Genomic DNA, 16299 nt, shown 5'->3' with positions numbered 1-16299 from the left:
AATCAGTAATCTGGGAAATGATTATTGATTCCATTTTTGTATATATAGTCCTAATCATTATTTAATATTCTTTATAAAAAGATAAATCCTTAACTAAAAATGATTTATAATTGCTTTATATACGAATATATAAAACGATTTTTAAATTATCCTTATTTTCAGGGAGGAATAATGATGATGACAAAATTATATAAATGTATTCCAAAATTTTTGGGTGCATTTTTTATTATGTTTATGCTCATGTGTTTCTTTAGTAATCAAACCTTGACTGTTGAGGGTGCCGGTCAAGGAGATGTTGAAACTAATATTTCCAAAATCAATGATGGCGTTACTAACTGGAAAGCACAAACTTATGCTTCAACGACTAATAATGTCGGTGAAATTTCTCTTGGAGGGAATGCCTCCTTGGACTACACATTTGGGGCAGCTCGGGATGCTAACAATAATGTAGTTAAAAGTGGTGCTGATAACACTATTCTTACGGACTCTGGAATTGCCACCGGTGCGGCTTCACTTTACAATTCAAAAATTAATATTTTTTTTAACAATAATGGTAAATATTATGGGATATTACACCAAGGTGCGAACTCCTATAAAGGTGGTAGTCCTGGAAATGCATCTGACACATCACTTGATTTTGCTTTAGTAACTGGGATTTCCGAGCTTAATTACAGTAACTTTTCAATTCTAAAACAATTAAAATATAAAGTTTATTATACTGGAACAGAAAACGGTAAATCGGTGTATAAAATTGGTGGTTACGTTTACAACCAAAGTATTTACGCAGAAATATTACTACGTCCATCTCCTTCCGGAGCACCAATTGTTCAAAGAGAATTATATTTATACAACCCTACTACTTCAAAAAAGACCTTTCAAGTTTACTATGGTGAGGATACAGACTTGGATTCCACTGGGGCAAATTCTTCAGATGACGTCCCCATGTATGCAATTGGAAATAATCAAGGATTATATCTTTACAGTAGTAAAATTGCTCCTACTAATTCATCAAAAATTTTCGTAACTAATAATGTTACTAACGGATTTGATAATTACATGGGTCAAGCCTACAGCAGTGCTTTCAATTGGTCTACAAAAGGAAAACCTTTAAACGGACGTACTGGTGATTTAACTAGTCCAAAACTAACATATAATTTAGACGATTCTAATAACATTGGTGATTATAGTAGACCGGCAGGTTCTCCATTACTATACGGTGTGGGTGCTGGTGGAGCAGTCGTCCCTATCGTTAATAATAATGATGAACAAGACTCTGCCTATACTTTAAGATGGAAGCCAACTACCATAAATCCTGGTCAAACAACACATTATAGCTCAGCTATCGGTGGTACTTTACCCGGTTATGCCACACCAACTGTAAGTAAAACTTACGTTAACGAAACTAGAAAAACCGGCGGTAATCAAGTTGGAGATACACTTCAATTCACACTAAGTGTAGGCATCGGTGGTTCAAGTTGGGATTACAACCGTTTGTTAGATACAATGCCAACTGGCCTCACATTGGATCCTAGCTCTGTAAAATATGTTTGGACTGAGAAAGAGCCTTCTGGTTCGGGAAGTGATCAACATGATGTTGACGTAATTAAAAGTTCTTATGGTGTCCCAACTTCAAGTACTACTAATAATACAATTGACTACGATCCAAACACTACGATCGGTGATAAAGGTAAATATGTTGTTACATACGATGCTACAATCAATAATAAAACTACTTCAAACATAACCAATAATGCATATTTCACCGGTCACAACCATGTAAATAATACTGGAGATGTCACCAATCCTGCAACTACAAATATTCCTGTTACAATACCTAATTTCAAATATCAATTCACCAATCAAATCCGTAATGACACAACTGATCCAGATGGTGCCTTTTCTAGTTCAGCTAGTGGTAAAAAAGGCGATATCGTTGAATACCAAACTACTCTAAGTCCTATCGGAATAGATTTCTTAAAGTCTGGCCATTTCAATGATGTTGTACCTGATGGACTTGAATTAGTACCTGATAGCATTACAATGAATGGTTCCCCGAAAAGTTCTTTGGACTTTGACGTAAGTACTATTACCAGTGGTAATCCTTTAACAGTTGATTTCAAGGCTAAAATCACTGGCATTAATAAGGCAACTGTCTCGAATACCGCCACGATAACCAACGTCGTCATAAATCCTAGTACCAATTATGGGACGATAATATCTGACAATGCCGACCTCAATATTGAAGAAACTCTCCCAACGACATCATTTGTCGAAGTTCCCTCAACCATTGATTTCGGCAGTACCACATCTATTGGAAATCCCCGGATGCTAAACAACGTAAGAACTGATGGAAAGCTAATCATCAATCATAGCGCTGACACAGCTTTCAACGTCTCAGTAGCTTACGACAACACAACTGATCCTATTGAGAGTAATGGTAATAAATTGATTACTTCTGATAGCGACAATGCAATGATGTTTGATCAAAGTAACGATGACAATACGCCTGACTGGAAACCAATCGTTATAGCCCCTGGTGTACCAATTAAAAGTGGTGGTTTCAGTGGTTCATATAACAACTACGACTTGAGTGGTTACATTGGTTTGAATAAGTGGAAATTGCTTGTTCCTGCCAATTCAAAAGCTGGTCAATATAGCGGTAAAATAACCTGGTCAATTGATGATACCCCACAATAAAATATAAAAAAATGGAACCAATAATCGATTGTGATTATTGATTCCATTTTTTATGCATTCTGATTTTCTTGCTTAACAATTTCAGCTGGAATATCCGCTTCTGAACAAATCACAGCAATAACATATTCAATCGTTTCGCTGTCATCCCAATCAGCTGACAAATCCAAATTAACCTGACGACCATCATCCAATTTCAACTCTAAATAGTAAGGAGTTGGCAAGTGAAACATAATCTTCTTAGGAGCGTTAAATGAGCCTCCTAGAATATTACTGGGCGCATTCATCTCTTTACCCACAACTACCGTTAAACTCTTTATATCCTTAAATTTGAAGTCCAGCTGACTTTCACTAAAAGGAAACAAAACTGACTGCAATCTGATACTGAGATTTTGATAATCGTAACTACGAATACCCTCGTCATTAATCTCCCAGTAGCCATAAAAATCATTCATTGAACGAGCATAAAGCAAAGCAATAATAACTAATGCACTAATGCCCAAAAGTACGGCCAACAAAGCAACCTTTGTAAAGACAAATACCAAAACTCCCACAACTAATCCAATAACTAAGCTGATTGCCATAGGTACGTAATTGATCTTACGACCAAATTCAATACTATCCATTCTGATTCTCTCTTCTATTTTCTATTCGACAGTAATTCATTTTATACTTTTAAGGTCCAGATAGGAAATGAATTACTTGTTTGCCGTCTCCAGTGATGAGAATATTAACCTGCTATGCGGACCAGTCCGAGCCAAAGTTCGGTCTCGAACCTCGGTTTGAAGCCTTACCAAAGACCGGTAAGTCTCCAAACACGCCCGGTGGTGTAATTGCTAAAGCAATAACGCCACAACCACAGCTGGTTAATATTCTCATCCCTTCCGATTCTTTTATACTCTATTGACAGTCAATCATTCCACACACACATCTATTAAACTAGAGCTGATATCATAAACAAAAAATTCTACTGATAAAAACCTAGCCAGAGGGGAACAGTGATGGAGCCAGCAGTTCAAGTTGTGTTAGAGCTTCAGCTCTTACACAACTGACGTATTTTGAGATTTGCGCACTATGCAAACCTCAAAATCGAGGTTCGAGACCTTGGCTCGGACCGGTCAAACTGCGGCGGAATCACTGTTCCCCTCTGGCGGCTTCCTTCAATAACACAACAAAAAAACGTCAGCAGAATTTAATCTACCAACGTTTATAATTGTTTAGTTTAAATGGACTACATCATACCGCCCATACCGCCAGCAGCTGGGTTAGCAGCAGGTGCGGCAGGAGCATTCTTATCAGGCTTGTCAGCAACAACAGCTTCAGTTGTCAACAATAGTGAAGCAACACTGGCTGCGTTTTGTAGAGCTGAACGTGTAACCTTAGTTGGGTCGATGATTCCGGCGTCAACCATGTTTTCCCACTTGTTAGTTGCAGCATTGTAACCAACTTCGTTCTTTTCATTCTTGATGTGTTCAACGATAACTGAACCTTCCATACCAGCATTTTCAGCAATTTGACGGAGTGGTTCTTCAAGAGCACGGGCAACAATGTTGATACCTGTTTGAACGTCGCCTTCAGCTTTAAGAGCTGTAACTTTATCAAGAACGTTCATGAAGGCTGTACCACCACCAGCAACGTAACCTTCTTCAACAGCGGCACGTGTGGCATTTAGAGCATCTTCAATTCTGTACTTACGTTCCTTCAATTCAGTTTCAGTAGCAGCACCAACTTTAACAACAGCAACACCACCAGCTAATTTAGCTAGACGTTCTTGTAACTTCTCTTTGTCAAAGTCAGAAGTTGTTTCACCGATTTGTTTCTTGATTAGATCAACACGTTCCTTGATAGCATCCTTATCGCCAGAGCCTTCAACGATTGTTGTGTTGTCCTTTGTAACTGTAACCTTACCAGCTTGACCTAATTGATCCATTGTTGTGTCTTTTAGTTCAAGGCCAAGGTCTGAAGTGATAACTGTACCACCAGTTAATGTAGCGATATCTTCAAGTTGAGCCTTACGACGGTCACCAAAGCCAGGAGCTTTAACAGCAACAACGTTGAATGTACCACGGATCTTGTTCAATACAAGTGTTGGTAATGCTTCACCATCAATGTCATCAGCGATGATTAATAGTGACTTGCCTTGTTGAACAATCTTTTGTAGTAATGGCAAAACATCTTGGATATTTGAAATCTTCTTATCAGTAATCAAGATGTATGGATTGTCGAGGTCGGCTTCCATCTTGTCGTTATCAGTAACCATGTATTGTGAAATGTATCCACGGTCGAATTGCATACCTTCAACAACGTCTAGAGTTGTATCGATACCCTTTGATTCTTCAATTGTGATAACACCATCGTTACCAACTTTTTCCATGGCATCAGCGATTAATTTACCAGTTTCTTCACTAGCTGATGAAACTGAAGCTACTTGAGCAATATCATTCTTGCCAGAAACCTTGTGTGAAATCTTGTGAAGTTCGTCAACAGCAGCGTTTGTTGCCTTTTCGATACCACTTCTGATACCAACAGGGTTAGCACCGGCAGTAACGTTCTTCATACCTTCTTTAACAATTGCTTGTGTCAAAACAGTAGCAGTAGTAGTACCGTCACCAGCAATATCATTTGTCTTTGAAGCAACTTCAGAAACAAGCTTTGCACCCATGTTTTCGAAGTGATCTTCTAGGTCAATACTCTTAGCGATTGTAACACCATCATTTGTAATTTCAGGTGCGCCATAACTCTTTTCAAGAACAACGTTTCTACCCTTAGGTCCGATTGTTGTCTTAACTGTATCAGCTAGTTTATTAACACCATCCAACATCTTTGAACGTGCATCTTCTGAAAATTTAATTTCTTTAGCCATTAATTTTCACACTCCATAATTTAAAATAAATTTTTCTTGTTTAAGTTTTAATTAGTCAACGATTGCCATGATATCTTTTTCATGAAGGATTAAATATTCACTGTCTTCATACTTAACTGTTGAGCCTGAGTACTTGTCAAAAAGAACCTTGTCACCCTTTTTAACGTTCATAGGTAATTTAGTACCGTTATCAGCAACTAGTCCGTCACCTACGGCAACAACTTCGGCTGTTTGTGGCTTTTCCTTAGCGTTGTTTGCTAAAACAATGCCACCAACTGTCTTTTCTTCTTCTTTATCGACTGTTACAATGACTCTATCTCCAAGTGGTTTTAACAATTTAAATACCTCCAGTAATATTAATTCAATGTTTTTTGTATCTTTTAGCACTCAACTATCTCTTGTGCTAATTACAAGTTTTATATTAACATTATATTGTGAAGTTGCAAGTATTAACCTTTAAAAAATATGGGGGAAATTATGTCTTATCGAACAAATCAGTTTTTCACATTGCTGGCTTATATCCTGTTATTATCGTTAGGAACTATCCTGACAATGTTCTCTATCACAGGCTCAGCCTACTTTATCACCGTCACGATTGCATCATTGATTGTCACTGGTCTAATGATTTATTTAGTCAAACAGAGTGGTCCTTTAGACTTTGAGAAAAAAACTAATTTAAATCACGATTTACAATGGATCATCTTAGGAACCGTGGGTGCATTAGTAGTTCAATTCGGAATTGGCTTCGCGGATAAATTATTATTCCATGCCAGCACCGATTCACAAAATACACTAAGTTTGTTGCTGATGGTCAAAGAATATCCATACTATTTCATCTACGTGATGATTGCTGCACCAATTATGGAAGAAATCATCTTCAGACGAGTTTTCTTCGCCAACTTGATCAAACCAACTAACATTTATATTGCTGCTATTGTTTCAGCTTTCATGTTTGCGTTTATGCATCAGGATACTAGGTTCTTGGTTTATGTCTTTATGGGATTGTGGTTCTCATATGTTTACTACAAGTCGGAAAATATTTACGTTAGTGCCGGTAGCCATATTATTATGAACGCTATTGTTTTAACGATTGGAATCATGTAGTTTTTGCCGCCTCCGGTTTCGAGGGAGATGAAGTTGCCTGCTGTGGGACCGACTTGAGCCAAGGTCTCAAGTCTCGATTTTGAGCTTCGCAAAGTACGCGAATCTCAAAATACGTCCTGTGCTGTAAGGCCGGAAAACCACCGACCTAACACCACTGCCACTGCTGGTAACTTCACTCCCTCGAAACCTCCGGCTCGTGTATTTTAGAATTTTGTATTACTCTCTTTGTTGATATATATAAACTACGAAAAACAAATAAAAGATATCCGCAATATATTAAAAAATTGCAGATATCTTTTTTGTTTATCTTCATTTACCAATATCAAACGAAGTACTCAATATTAATCATCACACAAAAAACCTAGCCGGAGGCTGGCAATAATGCAGTCCGCTGTGAAGGTGGAGTTAGGACGAGTGAATTTCTCGTTCTTACTCCACGGGGCCGACTTTGTAGACTTGAGGATTTTGCAAGGCTTCAAAGCGAGATTCGAGACCGCCTTTTGGCTCGGATTGGTCCCCATAGTGGAACTGCATTATTGCCAGCTTTCGGCGGCATACATAAAAAAACAGCCTACCATTTTCGGCAAGCTGTTCTCTGTGTGTTTAAATTGTTTTTCGACTACATGGAGTGCTTTTATTAGTCCCCACGTGTGTACGATGCAACGTACTTCTTCCGTTTTTCATCATCGAATTCCTTTTCACTCTTAGCAATAATAACTGTAGCTAGTGAATTTCCGACAACGTTGACGGCTGTACGTCCCATATCTACGAGACGGTCGATACCTGCAATGAAGGTCAAACCTTGCATTGGTACACCGATTGTTGATACTGTGGCTAGGAGTACAACAAACGATGCTCCGGGCACTCCGGCCATCCCCTTAGATGTTAACATCAATACCACCACAAGGGTAATTTGTTGCCCGATGGATAAGTGAATATTGTAGGCTTGAGCCAAGAATAAGGCAGCCAATGATTGATAAATCGCTGAACCATCAAGGTTAAATGTATATCCGGTTGGAATTACAAAGGAGACGATACCTTTTGATGATCCATAATCTTGCATTTTTTCCATCATCTTTGGCAATGCCGCTTCAGAACTGGCGGTAGTAAAAGCAAGTGTAACTTCATTTTCAATAATTCTAAATAATTCATAAAATCTAACGTGGAATAAGTGACCAACAAGTGCCATGACAACGAATACGAAGAATGCCATTGTTGCATAAGCAATCAGAATGAACAGTGCCAGTGGTTTCAACGAATTGAAGCCCATTTCCCCGACGGTAACACCAATCAAAGCACAGACACCAATGGGAGCTAGACGCATAACCCAGTTAGTGACTTTAAACATTACGTTTGCAACTGCATTCAATACGTCGGTAATAATTTTACCTTGCTTACCGATTGAAGCTGTTCCTAGTCCAAAGAGAACTGAGAAGAAGATAATTGGCAACATATCACCTTTACCCAAGGAAGCGAAGATGTTAGTTGGAATAATATTCATCAGAATTGACCAAATACCCGAATGTTTAGCTGTTTTAGCGGTTGCGGTATATTGGCTAATATCCGAACCTTTTAGGCTATGAATATCAATATAGGTACCGGGGTGGGTAACATTAGCCACCACAATACCAATAATAATCGCTAAAGTAGTCATAATTTCAAAATAAACTAACGTCTTTAATCCGATTCGACCGAGTTTCTTAATATCACCCATATTGGCGATACCAACAGTCAAACAAGAAATAACAATTGGTAACACAATCATTTGAATCATCGAAATAAACATAGTCCCGATGTTCTGCATTACCTGTATAGCAACCTTATTCTGGTAAAATACCTGTCCCAAAACAATACCTAGGATCAAGCCAATAATAATTTGCCACCCTAGACTAACTCGAAAAAATCGTTGTCTTTGCAATTTTAAGTCCCCTTTTGAATTAACATGTCTTTAATTATAGAAGATTTTTTTAGAAACGGGGAATTGATAGCGATTTCAAATTAAAATAATTTTCATTTTATTAGTTATAGCGAACATTATTTATATGTAACGGTGATATTGTTCTAGTTTTAATTGATTTTTGGATAAAAAAATACAGAATATACGGATTTATTTTTCCGGTATTCTGTATTTAGTGAATGATTTTTGATTTTTTTATTAGAATTTGGTGATTTTGGCATTGTTTTTGGATGAATTATTAGAGACGTTCATAGTGCAAAACAATGTGCTTATTTTGGAATGTTTCAGAGCATATCGTAATATATACCAACAATGGTATTTTAGACCATTGCTGAACATGCAGTGGCTCTGAAACGAGTTCCACAGGCCAATTTCTTCCGCTTTTCATGAATAAGCAAATCACACGCAAAAACCGGCGTGCAATTCACTTATTCACGAAAATGCTCGGAAATTCCCAGGCCTGCTCCACTCTCTCTAGGCTTCGCCTGATTCAGATGCGATAATATCCAAATCTCCAGCAAGTGTCCAAGCGTTTACTGTTGCGGGTACAATCAAGTGAACGCCTTTCTTCAAATCATAATCCTTGCTATCAACGGTAATCTTTCCTTCTCCACTAAGAACTGAGATTAAGGTATACTTACCGATTTGGTGATGTAATTCAACTGGTTCTTTGATTTCCCAGTGATAAACTGAGAAGAATGGTGAAACTGGTGGTTGAACGAATGTTGTAAACTTATTCTTACCAACTTGTTTTGATTCAATATTTAGTTTTGGATCTTTATGAGGAACTATAATTGTATCTTCTGATTGTTTGATGTGAAGATCACGTTTCTTACCTGTCGACTTTTCAACACGATCGTAGTCATACAAACGATATGTTGTATCACTGCTTTGTTGTGTTTCGAGTGCCATGATACCTTTGTTCAAGGCGTGAACGGTACCACTTGGTACATAGTAGAAATCGCCTGTCTTAACTGGTACTTTTCTCAATAAGTGGTCCCAGTCGCCTGATTCGATCATTTGGTCGAGTTCTGCCTTATTTTTAGCATTGTGACCGTAAATTAAGTATGAACCTGGTTCAGCATCAATGATGTACCAGCATTCTGTCTTACCTAATTCGTGTTCATGCTCGGCAGCGTATGCGTTGTCAGGGTGAACTTGGACTGAAAGACTTGCTTCGGCATCCAAAATCTTAGTTAGCAATGGAAAAACTTTTCCCTTGGGATTGCCAAATAATTCACTATGATTTTTCCATAGGTCGTCAACATATTGTCCAGCAAACTCGCCGTTTTCAACTTCTGATCTACCATGTGGATGCCCTGAAATAGCCCAGCATTCACCTATAGAACCATCAGGAATGTTGTAACCAAACTTAGTTTCTAACTTTCTGCCACCCCAGATTTTTTCGTGGAAGACAGGTTTCAAAAATAATGGTTCACTCATAAAAAAATTCCCCCAAAAGTTTAGTTTGTTTCTTCTGTCAATGACTTATCGCGGTCTAGGAAGAAAATCAGTGTCTGCAATTCATTTGCCAAATCGACGTAATGAACACGGATACTGTTTGGTACGTTGATAATAACTGGTGTGAAGTTCAAGATTCCTCGAACTCCTGCATCTGCCAACAAGTCAGCAGTCGTTTGCGCAGCATTTGAAGAAACTGTCAAAATACAAACATCAATCTGTTGTAAGTTAAGTTGTTCCTTTAATTCACTAATGTCGTAAACGGGAACACCGCTCTTAACTGTACCGACAATTTCTTTATTTATATCAAAAGCTGCCGCAATTCGAACATTATTTGTTCGAGAAAAGTTATAATTTAGTAAGGCGTTACCTAAATTACCGACACCAACTAGAGCTACATTGGTCCGTTTATCTTGATTCAACAGCTTTTTAAAGAATGCCACTAAATCGCTTACATCGTAGCCATATCCACGTTTCCCAAGTGCACCTAGATATGAGAAGTCACGTCTAATTGTAGCACTATCAATTTTGACCCCTTCTGATAGTTCACCAGAGGAGATTTTTTTTGTGCCTTCGTCCTTGAGAAATTGGAAGTAACGATAATAAATTGGTAAACGCTTTATTGTTGCGTTTGGAACTGTTGTTTTTGTCATAATTTACCACCATATGTGTGTCATTTCACTAACATTCATAGTAAATAAAAATCACTAAAAACGCAATACGTTAAACCTATAAAGGCATAAATTATTAATTAATGATAAAATTGTGAATACATAAAGGAGTTATATTTTGATTTTATTACAAGCACAGAACATTACGAAAAATTTCGGTACAAAGAAACTTTTCTCCAATGTCAGTTTCGAGATACAAGACAACAGCCGCATTGGTTTGGTCGGTCGAAACGGGGTTGGAAAGTCTACTTTGCTGAAGATCATCTCTGACCAAGAGAGTTATAACAGTGGCAATATTGCCCTAAAAAAAGATACCAATATCGGTTATTTGGCCCAGGATTCTGGACTAGATAGCGACAATCAAATTTTTTTGGAAATGGAAAAAGTTTTCGATTATCTTAAAGCTCAAGAAAAAAAGATGCATGCTTTGGAAGAAAAACTAGCTAATCCAAATGTTGCAGACTATGACGACATTCTTAAGCAATATGATCAATTGCAAAATACTTTCCGTCAAGAAAATGGTTACGGCTATCAATCAGAAATCCGCAGTGTCCTCAAGGGATTTGGCTTTGACGAAGATGTTTGGGAACACAAGATTTCTACCCTTTCTGGTGGTGAGAGATCTCGTTTAGCTATGGCTAAAATGCTTTTGGAACATCACGATATCTTACTTTTGGATGAACCTACTAATCACTTGGATATTAATACTGTCGAGTGGTTGGAAAGTTACCTCAAAGGTTATCGTGGCGCCCTAGTTATCGTGTCCCATGACCAATACTTCCTCGATAAAGTAGCAACTGAAATTGTTGAAATCAATCAACATTCATCAACTCACTACTCTGGCAACTATACTTTCTACCTCGACGAAAAGAAGAAGAATCAAGCTGTTGCTTGGAAACATTATGAAGAACAACAAGCAGAAATCAAGAAAACTGAAGAGTATATCCAAAAGAATATCGTCCGTGCTTCCACAACTAAGATGGCTCAAAGTCGTCGTAAGAAGTTGGAACATATGGATGTCTTGGATCGCCCCGGCAGTGATCAAGGTTCTGTGCACTTCTCATTTGACATCGACAAGGAAAGTGGAAATGACGTCCTTTTAGTTAAAGATGCAGCCATCGGTTATGATAATGAAATCATGTCCGAACCAATCAATCTTGATGTCAAAAAAGGTGAACGTGTTGGTATTATCGGACCAAATGGTATCGGTAAATCAACCTTTCTCAAGTCAATTCTCGGTCGCATTCCGTTGATTAAAGGAACTAGCCAATTTGGTGCCAACGTTCAAGTTGGTTACTATGACCAGAATTTAAAGGGACTCGATCCAAAGAAAGATGTTCTACATGAAATTTGGGACCGTTACCCACGCCTCGATGAACAAATCATCCGTAAGAAGTTAGGAGCATTCCTCTTCAGTGGTGACGATGTACTCAAACCAGTTGCTGGATTATCCGGTGGTGAGAAAGCTCGTTTAACTTTGACAAAACTGTCTATGGAAAACAATAACTTTCTAGTAATGGATGAACCAACTAACCATTTGGATATCGACAGTAAGGAAGTCCTTGAAGACGCCTTGAAGAGCTTCCCTGGTACCGTCCTGTTCGTTTCCCATGACCGTTACCTACTAAATACGCTTGCCAATAGAATCGTTGATATCGGCAGTGAGGGCAGTAAAGTTTACCTTGGTGATTATGATTATTACCTTGAGAAAACTACCGTCCAACCAGTCGCTGAAGAAGAAACTAAAACTTCTAACGTCAGTGAAAAGAAGATGGAGTATCAACAATCTAAGGAACAACAAAAGCAAGAACGTAAGTTGCAACGTCAGGTTGAAGAATTAGAAGATCAATTAGCCGAATTGGAAGACAAGAATACTGCCATTCAAAAGGAAATGACCAAGGAAGAAAATCTAACGTCATATAGCAAATTGGCCGATATGCAAAAAGAATTGGATGAGAATAAAGCTAAGCAAGATAAAATCGAAGAACAATGGACTGAAAAATCGATTGAACTAGAAAACTTTAAATAGTTCCGCCTCCGGGTGACAGAGGAAAAGATAGTTCTGCCATGAGGACCGGTTCGAGCCAAAGTACGGTCTCGAACCTCGATTTGAAGCCTTGCAAAATCAGCAAGTCTCCAAAGTCGCCCTGTGGTGTAAATGCTAAAGCATTAACGCCACCTCCATCGCAGACTATCTTTTCCTCTGTCACCCTCCGGCTATGTATAAATTTGCTTTAGAATTGTTTTTGTACTCAAGTTATTAAAATAACAAATCTAGAGACTATATGATCCTCATTACTTTGTGGATTGTACGGCCTCTTTTTATATCCAACCACATAATCAAAACTAACAACATCACCCTGATATTCATACATAATTACGTCCAAAATATTTATACATAGTGAACAAATAATTCCATCACAATAAATACACTAGCCGGAGGCGACAACTTGCCATAGTATATATTTTCTGATAATGTGAACGAAATAACTTTTACAAAGAGGAACTATGAAAACAAAACGAGATACTATTTATATGCGTTTTTTCAAAGGCGTAATCATCGCTTTAGGATTCATTCTCCCCGGTGTTTCGGGCGGTGTTTTGGCAGCTATTCTTGGTATTTATGAACGATTGCTAAGTTTTATGGCACACGTCAGACAAAATTTTAAGCGTGACTTCATTTACTTTTTACCAATCGGTATTGGTGGAATTGTTGGTATCGGTGTCCTGTCACAACCTTTGGAATACTTACTGGCTCACTATCAGATGATTGTTCTGTGGGGATTTGCAGGAACTATTATCGGTACCCTTCCCACTCTAATCCGAGAATCAACTTCACGGACTAAGCGTGACAAATACGATGTCATCTGGTTTTTCACAATGTTGATTGGTGGCGGACTTTTTCTATTCTTCATGAATGAAATATTAGGAACTATTCCAGCCAACTCATTTGGATTTTTCATTGCTGGAGTTTTGATTGCCTTAGGAGTCTTAGTTCCTGGATTGAGTCCATCAAATCTTTTGATTATTTTGGGACTATACGCACCGATGTTGCAAGGTTTCAAATCATTTGATCCCTTGGTTTTCATTCCGATTGCGTTAGGTGGAATGGTCTCCATCCTGATTTTTTCAAAAGCTATGGAAAGTTTAATCAAACACCATCATTCACGGGTTTATCATTTCATTTTGGGAATAGTTTTAGCAAGTACCATTTTAATCCTGATTCCTAATCCTTACTCAAGTGAGAGTATTTCTTATCAAAATGTCACCGGTTGGGACTGGATATTGAGTATCGGATTCTTCATTCTGGGCTGTATTTTGGCCTTATGGATGAGTCGATTAGAAGATAAATACAAATAAAAATAACGTTGAGATTAATTTCTCAACGTTATTTCTTTAGATACTCATTTTTAATTTTATATGACGTTGTATGTTTGTCGTCTTCAACCGTTTGAATCGAATCAGCGTATTGATTTTCAAAGGTTCGATTATCTCCGGCTTTCAGGGTTTCAAAGCCCAATAAATCTTGATAATGGAAAACTTGTTTCATCGTAAACTTATCGCCTGACAACAATCCTAAAATTGGAAAATCATTAGTCTGTTCAGTCACAAAATGCATCACATTGTTGAATGTTAATTTATCCCTACCCTTAGGATTAGGTACATATTCAGTTAAGGAAGTGTTTTTAAATATGTAGTCGATTGGATCAGTCAGACCACTGTTCCACAATAGATTCCAAGTTTGGGTATCACGGTCATATTTAATCCGATACCATGATTCGTAATTCATTCCTTCAAAGCCTTTTTGTGCGGACTCAAAAATTATTGCCACGTAATCATAAAAGCAGACGCCAACTTCATAAGTTACATTAACTATTGGAACAAATATATTATTTTCATCAAAATAAGTTGTAGAAGTAAGTCCTCCATTTGCGAGATAGGTTTTTACATCCTCAAACCCTGCATCCTGTTTTGGATTGTACTCAACGGTGGGAATCTCGTAGACATGGTTTTCATTGTTTGATGTCTTCGTATAAATATTATCGGTTTGATCATCATACTTTAAAATTACGTATGAAATCTTTGTTCTGGTTTTCATGAATACACCTCCCATACTTTGTACCACAATTTGGTCGAATAATTAAGTGATTTTTTCAAAAAAATAGCAAAAAAAATACCGATACGAATATCAGTATTTATAAAGTTAATTTTTAAATGAATGAATAGGTGCAGGAATTCTACCGCCACGATGGATAAAGTCCGCGGGACTGTTGGTATTGACTGCCATAACTGGAGCCCGTCCAAAGAGTCCGCCAAACTCAACTTCATCGCCAACTTTTTTACCAGTCGCAGGAATAATTCTAACCGCAGTTGTCTTGTTGTTGATAACACCAATGGCAGCTTCATCCGCAATCATTCCACTGATAGTTTCAGCTGTCGTATCGCCAGGAATCGCAATCATATCAAGGCCAACCGAACAAACAGCAGTCATGGCTTCGAGTTTTTCAATATTCAAATTACCTGCATTAACGGCACGAATCATTTCAGCATCTTCAGAAACTGGAATAAAAGCACCTGACAAGCCACCAACATGTTCACAGGCCATGACGCCACCCTTTTTAACCGCATCATTCAACAATGCTAAAGCAGCAGTCGTTCCAGGAGCGCCGACACTTTCCAAACCGATTTCTTCCAAAATTTCAGCCACAGAATCGCCCTCATTCGGCGTTGGAGCCAATGACAAGTCTACGATACCAAAAGGTACGCCCAAGGCCTTAGAAGCTAAATCTCCAACGAATTGACCCATTCTAGTAACTTTAAACGTTGTTTTCTTGATGGTCTCAGAAACAACATCGATTGGTTGTCCCTTAACATGTTCCAGCGCACTCTTAACTACTCCGGGGCCACTGATACCAACGTTAATGACACAATCAGCTTCACCGACACCGTGGAAAGCTCCAGCCATGAATGGATTATCTTCAACCGCATTGGCAAAAATAACTAGACTCATGCAATTAACGGGATCAACTTTAGCCAAATCTTTAACCACTTGCCCCATTTGACCAACCGCATCCAAGTTGATACCTGAACGTGTTGAACCAACATTGACCGAACCACAGACACGACTAGTTTCTGTCAAAGCTTGTGGAATCGATTGAATCAATTTGACATCACCAGATTGATAACCTTTTTGAACTAAAGCCGAAAAGCCACCAATCAAATCAACACCTAAATCCTTGGCAGCTTGATCCATTGTTTTAGCATAAGCAACATAATCCTTGTCACCAGAAGCTGCAGCAATCAAGGAAATTGGTGTTACCGAAATACGTTTATTGACGATAGGAATCCCATATTCTGATTCAATTTGGTCAGCTACCTTAACGAGATTTTTAGCTTTAGTCATCAACTTATTGTAAATTTTTTGACGAGCTTTTTCACCATCGCTGTCGATACAGTCAAAGAGCGAAATACTCATTGTAATTGTCCGAATATCGAGTTTTTCTTCCGAAATCATCTGAATCGTTTCTAAAATAGAATTAGTTTCCATG

Annotated in this window: 12 protein-coding genes; 4 read left to right on the top strand and 8 right to left on the bottom strand. The window is 38.1% G+C overall.

What is annotated here, in order from left to right; genetic code table 11:
* The first annotated feature begins 174 nt into the window (after positions 1-174).
* Complete coding sequence (locus AAA923_RS10580) at positions 175-2697, top strand: isopeptide-forming domain-containing fimbrial protein (protein WP_338216964.1); 2523 nt, start codon at positions 175-177, stop codon at positions 2695-2697.
* A gap of 50 nt (positions 2698-2747) precedes the next feature.
* Here the strand turns inward: AAA923_RS10580 and AAA923_RS10575 are convergent, their stop codons facing one another.
* The 3 genes from AAA923_RS10575 to groES form a co-directional block, all read right to left on the bottom strand.
* Positions 2748-3320: a hypothetical protein gene (locus AAA923_RS10575; RefSeq protein WP_338216963.1), complete on the bottom strand. Its 573-nt coding sequence runs from the start codon at positions 3318-3320 to the stop codon at positions 2748-2750.
* Between the two features lie 605 nt (positions 3321-3925).
* Positions 3926-5557, bottom strand: coding sequence for a chaperonin GroEL (gene groL, locus AAA923_RS10570; protein WP_041498756.1), 1632 nt, complete (start codon positions 5555-5557; stop codon positions 3926-3928).
* A gap of 51 nt (positions 5558-5608) precedes the next feature.
* Entirely contained in the window at positions 5609-5893 is a 285-nt protein-coding gene (groES, locus tag AAA923_RS10565) for a co-chaperone GroES (RefSeq protein ID WP_041498757.1), read from the bottom strand.
* Between the two features lie 141 nt (positions 5894-6034).
* On the opposite strand from groES, the gene AAA923_RS10560 reads away from it, so the two are divergent.
* The gene (locus tag AAA923_RS10560) at positions 6035-6661 is read left to right on the top strand and encodes a CPBP family intramembrane glutamic endopeptidase (protein ID WP_338216960.1); all 627 of its coding nucleotides are present in this window, start codon (positions 6035-6037) and stop codon (positions 6659-6661) included.
* Positions 6662-7298: 637 nt separating this feature from the next.
* On the opposite strand, the gene AAA923_RS10555 is transcribed toward AAA923_RS10560, so the two are convergent.
* The 3 genes from AAA923_RS10555 to AAA923_RS10545 form a co-directional block, all read right to left on the bottom strand.
* Positions 7299-8579, bottom strand: coding sequence for a cation:dicarboxylate symporter family transporter (locus tag AAA923_RS10555; protein WP_338216958.1), 1281 nt, complete (start codon positions 8577-8579; stop codon positions 7299-7301).
* 513 nt (positions 8580-9092) lie between these two features.
* Positions 9093-10061: a mannose-6-phosphate isomerase, class I gene (manA, locus tag AAA923_RS10550; protein WP_338216957.1), complete on the bottom strand. Its 969-nt coding sequence runs from the start codon at positions 10059-10061 to the stop codon at positions 9093-9095.
* 20 nt (positions 10062-10081) lie between these two features.
* Positions 10082-10732, bottom strand: coding sequence for a redox-sensing transcriptional repressor Rex (locus tag AAA923_RS10545; protein WP_338216956.1), 651 nt, complete (start codon positions 10730-10732; stop codon positions 10082-10084).
* Between the two features lie 136 nt (positions 10733-10868).
* Here AAA923_RS10545 and AAA923_RS10540 point away from each other — a divergent pair, with 136 nt between their 5' ends.
* The gene (locus tag AAA923_RS10540; protein ID WP_338216953.1) at positions 10869-12779 is read left to right on the top strand and encodes an ABC-F family ATP-binding cassette domain-containing protein; all 1911 of its coding nucleotides are present in this window, start codon (positions 10869-10871) and stop codon (positions 12777-12779) included.
* 479 nt (positions 12780-13258) lie between these two features.
* Positions 13259-14110, top strand: coding sequence for a DUF368 domain-containing protein (locus tag AAA923_RS10535; protein ID WP_338216952.1), 852 nt, complete (start codon positions 13259-13261; stop codon positions 14108-14110).
* A 28-nt stretch (positions 14111-14138) separates the two neighbouring features.
* On the opposite strand, the gene AAA923_RS10530 is transcribed toward AAA923_RS10535, so the two are convergent.
* Positions 14139-14849, bottom strand: coding sequence for a hypothetical protein (locus tag AAA923_RS10530; RefSeq protein WP_338216951.1), 711 nt, complete (start codon positions 14847-14849; stop codon positions 14139-14141).
* 105 nt (positions 14850-14954) lie between these two features.
* Positions 14955-16298, bottom strand: a complete 1344-nt coding sequence (locus AAA923_RS10525) for a PFL family protein (protein WP_338216950.1) — start codon at positions 16296-16298, stop codon at positions 14955-14957.
* Between the last annotated feature and the right edge of the window lies 1 nt (position 16299).

The organism is Companilactobacillus muriivasis (assembly GCF_036246245.1).
Taxonomy (GTDB): domain Bacteria; phylum Bacillota; class Bacilli; order Lactobacillales; family Lactobacillaceae; genus Companilactobacillus; species Companilactobacillus muriivasis.
Note: the sequence above shows the minus strand (reverse complement) of the source record. Positions and strands in the feature narration are given on the sequence as shown.

Excerpts from the sequence above, each read along its gene's own strand:
- manA (WP_338216957.1), bottom strand. The coding sequence starts at position 10,061 with ATGAGTGAACCATTATTTTTGAAACCTGTCTTCCACGAAAAAATCTGG.
- AAA923_RS10545 (WP_338216956.1), bottom strand. The coding sequence starts at position 10,732 with ATGACAAAAACAACAGTTCCAAACGCAACAATAAAGCGTTTACCAATT.
- AAA923_RS10560 (WP_338216960.1), top strand. The coding sequence starts at position 6,035 with ATGTCTTATCGAACAAATCAGTTTTTCACATTGCTGGCTTATATCCTG.
- AAA923_RS10580 (WP_338216964.1), top strand. The coding sequence starts at position 175 with ATGATGACAAAATTATATAAATGTATTCCAAAATTTTTGGGTGCATTT.
- AAA923_RS10530 (WP_338216951.1), bottom strand. The coding sequence starts at position 14,849 with ATGAAAACCAGAACAAAGATTTCATACGTAATTTTAAAGTATGATGAT.
- AAA923_RS10535 (WP_338216952.1), top strand. The coding sequence starts at position 13,259 with ATGAAAACAAAACGAGATACTATTTATATGCGTTTTTTCAAAGGCGTA.
- groL (WP_041498756.1), bottom strand. The coding sequence starts at position 5,557 with ATGGCTAAAGAAATTAAATTTTCAGAAGATGCACGTTCAAAGATGTTG.
- AAA923_RS10575 (WP_338216963.1), bottom strand. The coding sequence starts at position 3,320 with ATGGATAGTATTGAATTTGGTCGTAAGATCAATTACGTACCTATGGCA.
- AAA923_RS10525 (WP_338216950.1), bottom strand. The coding sequence starts at position 16,298 with ATGGAAACTAATTCTATTTTAGAAACGATTCAGATGATTTCGGAAGAA.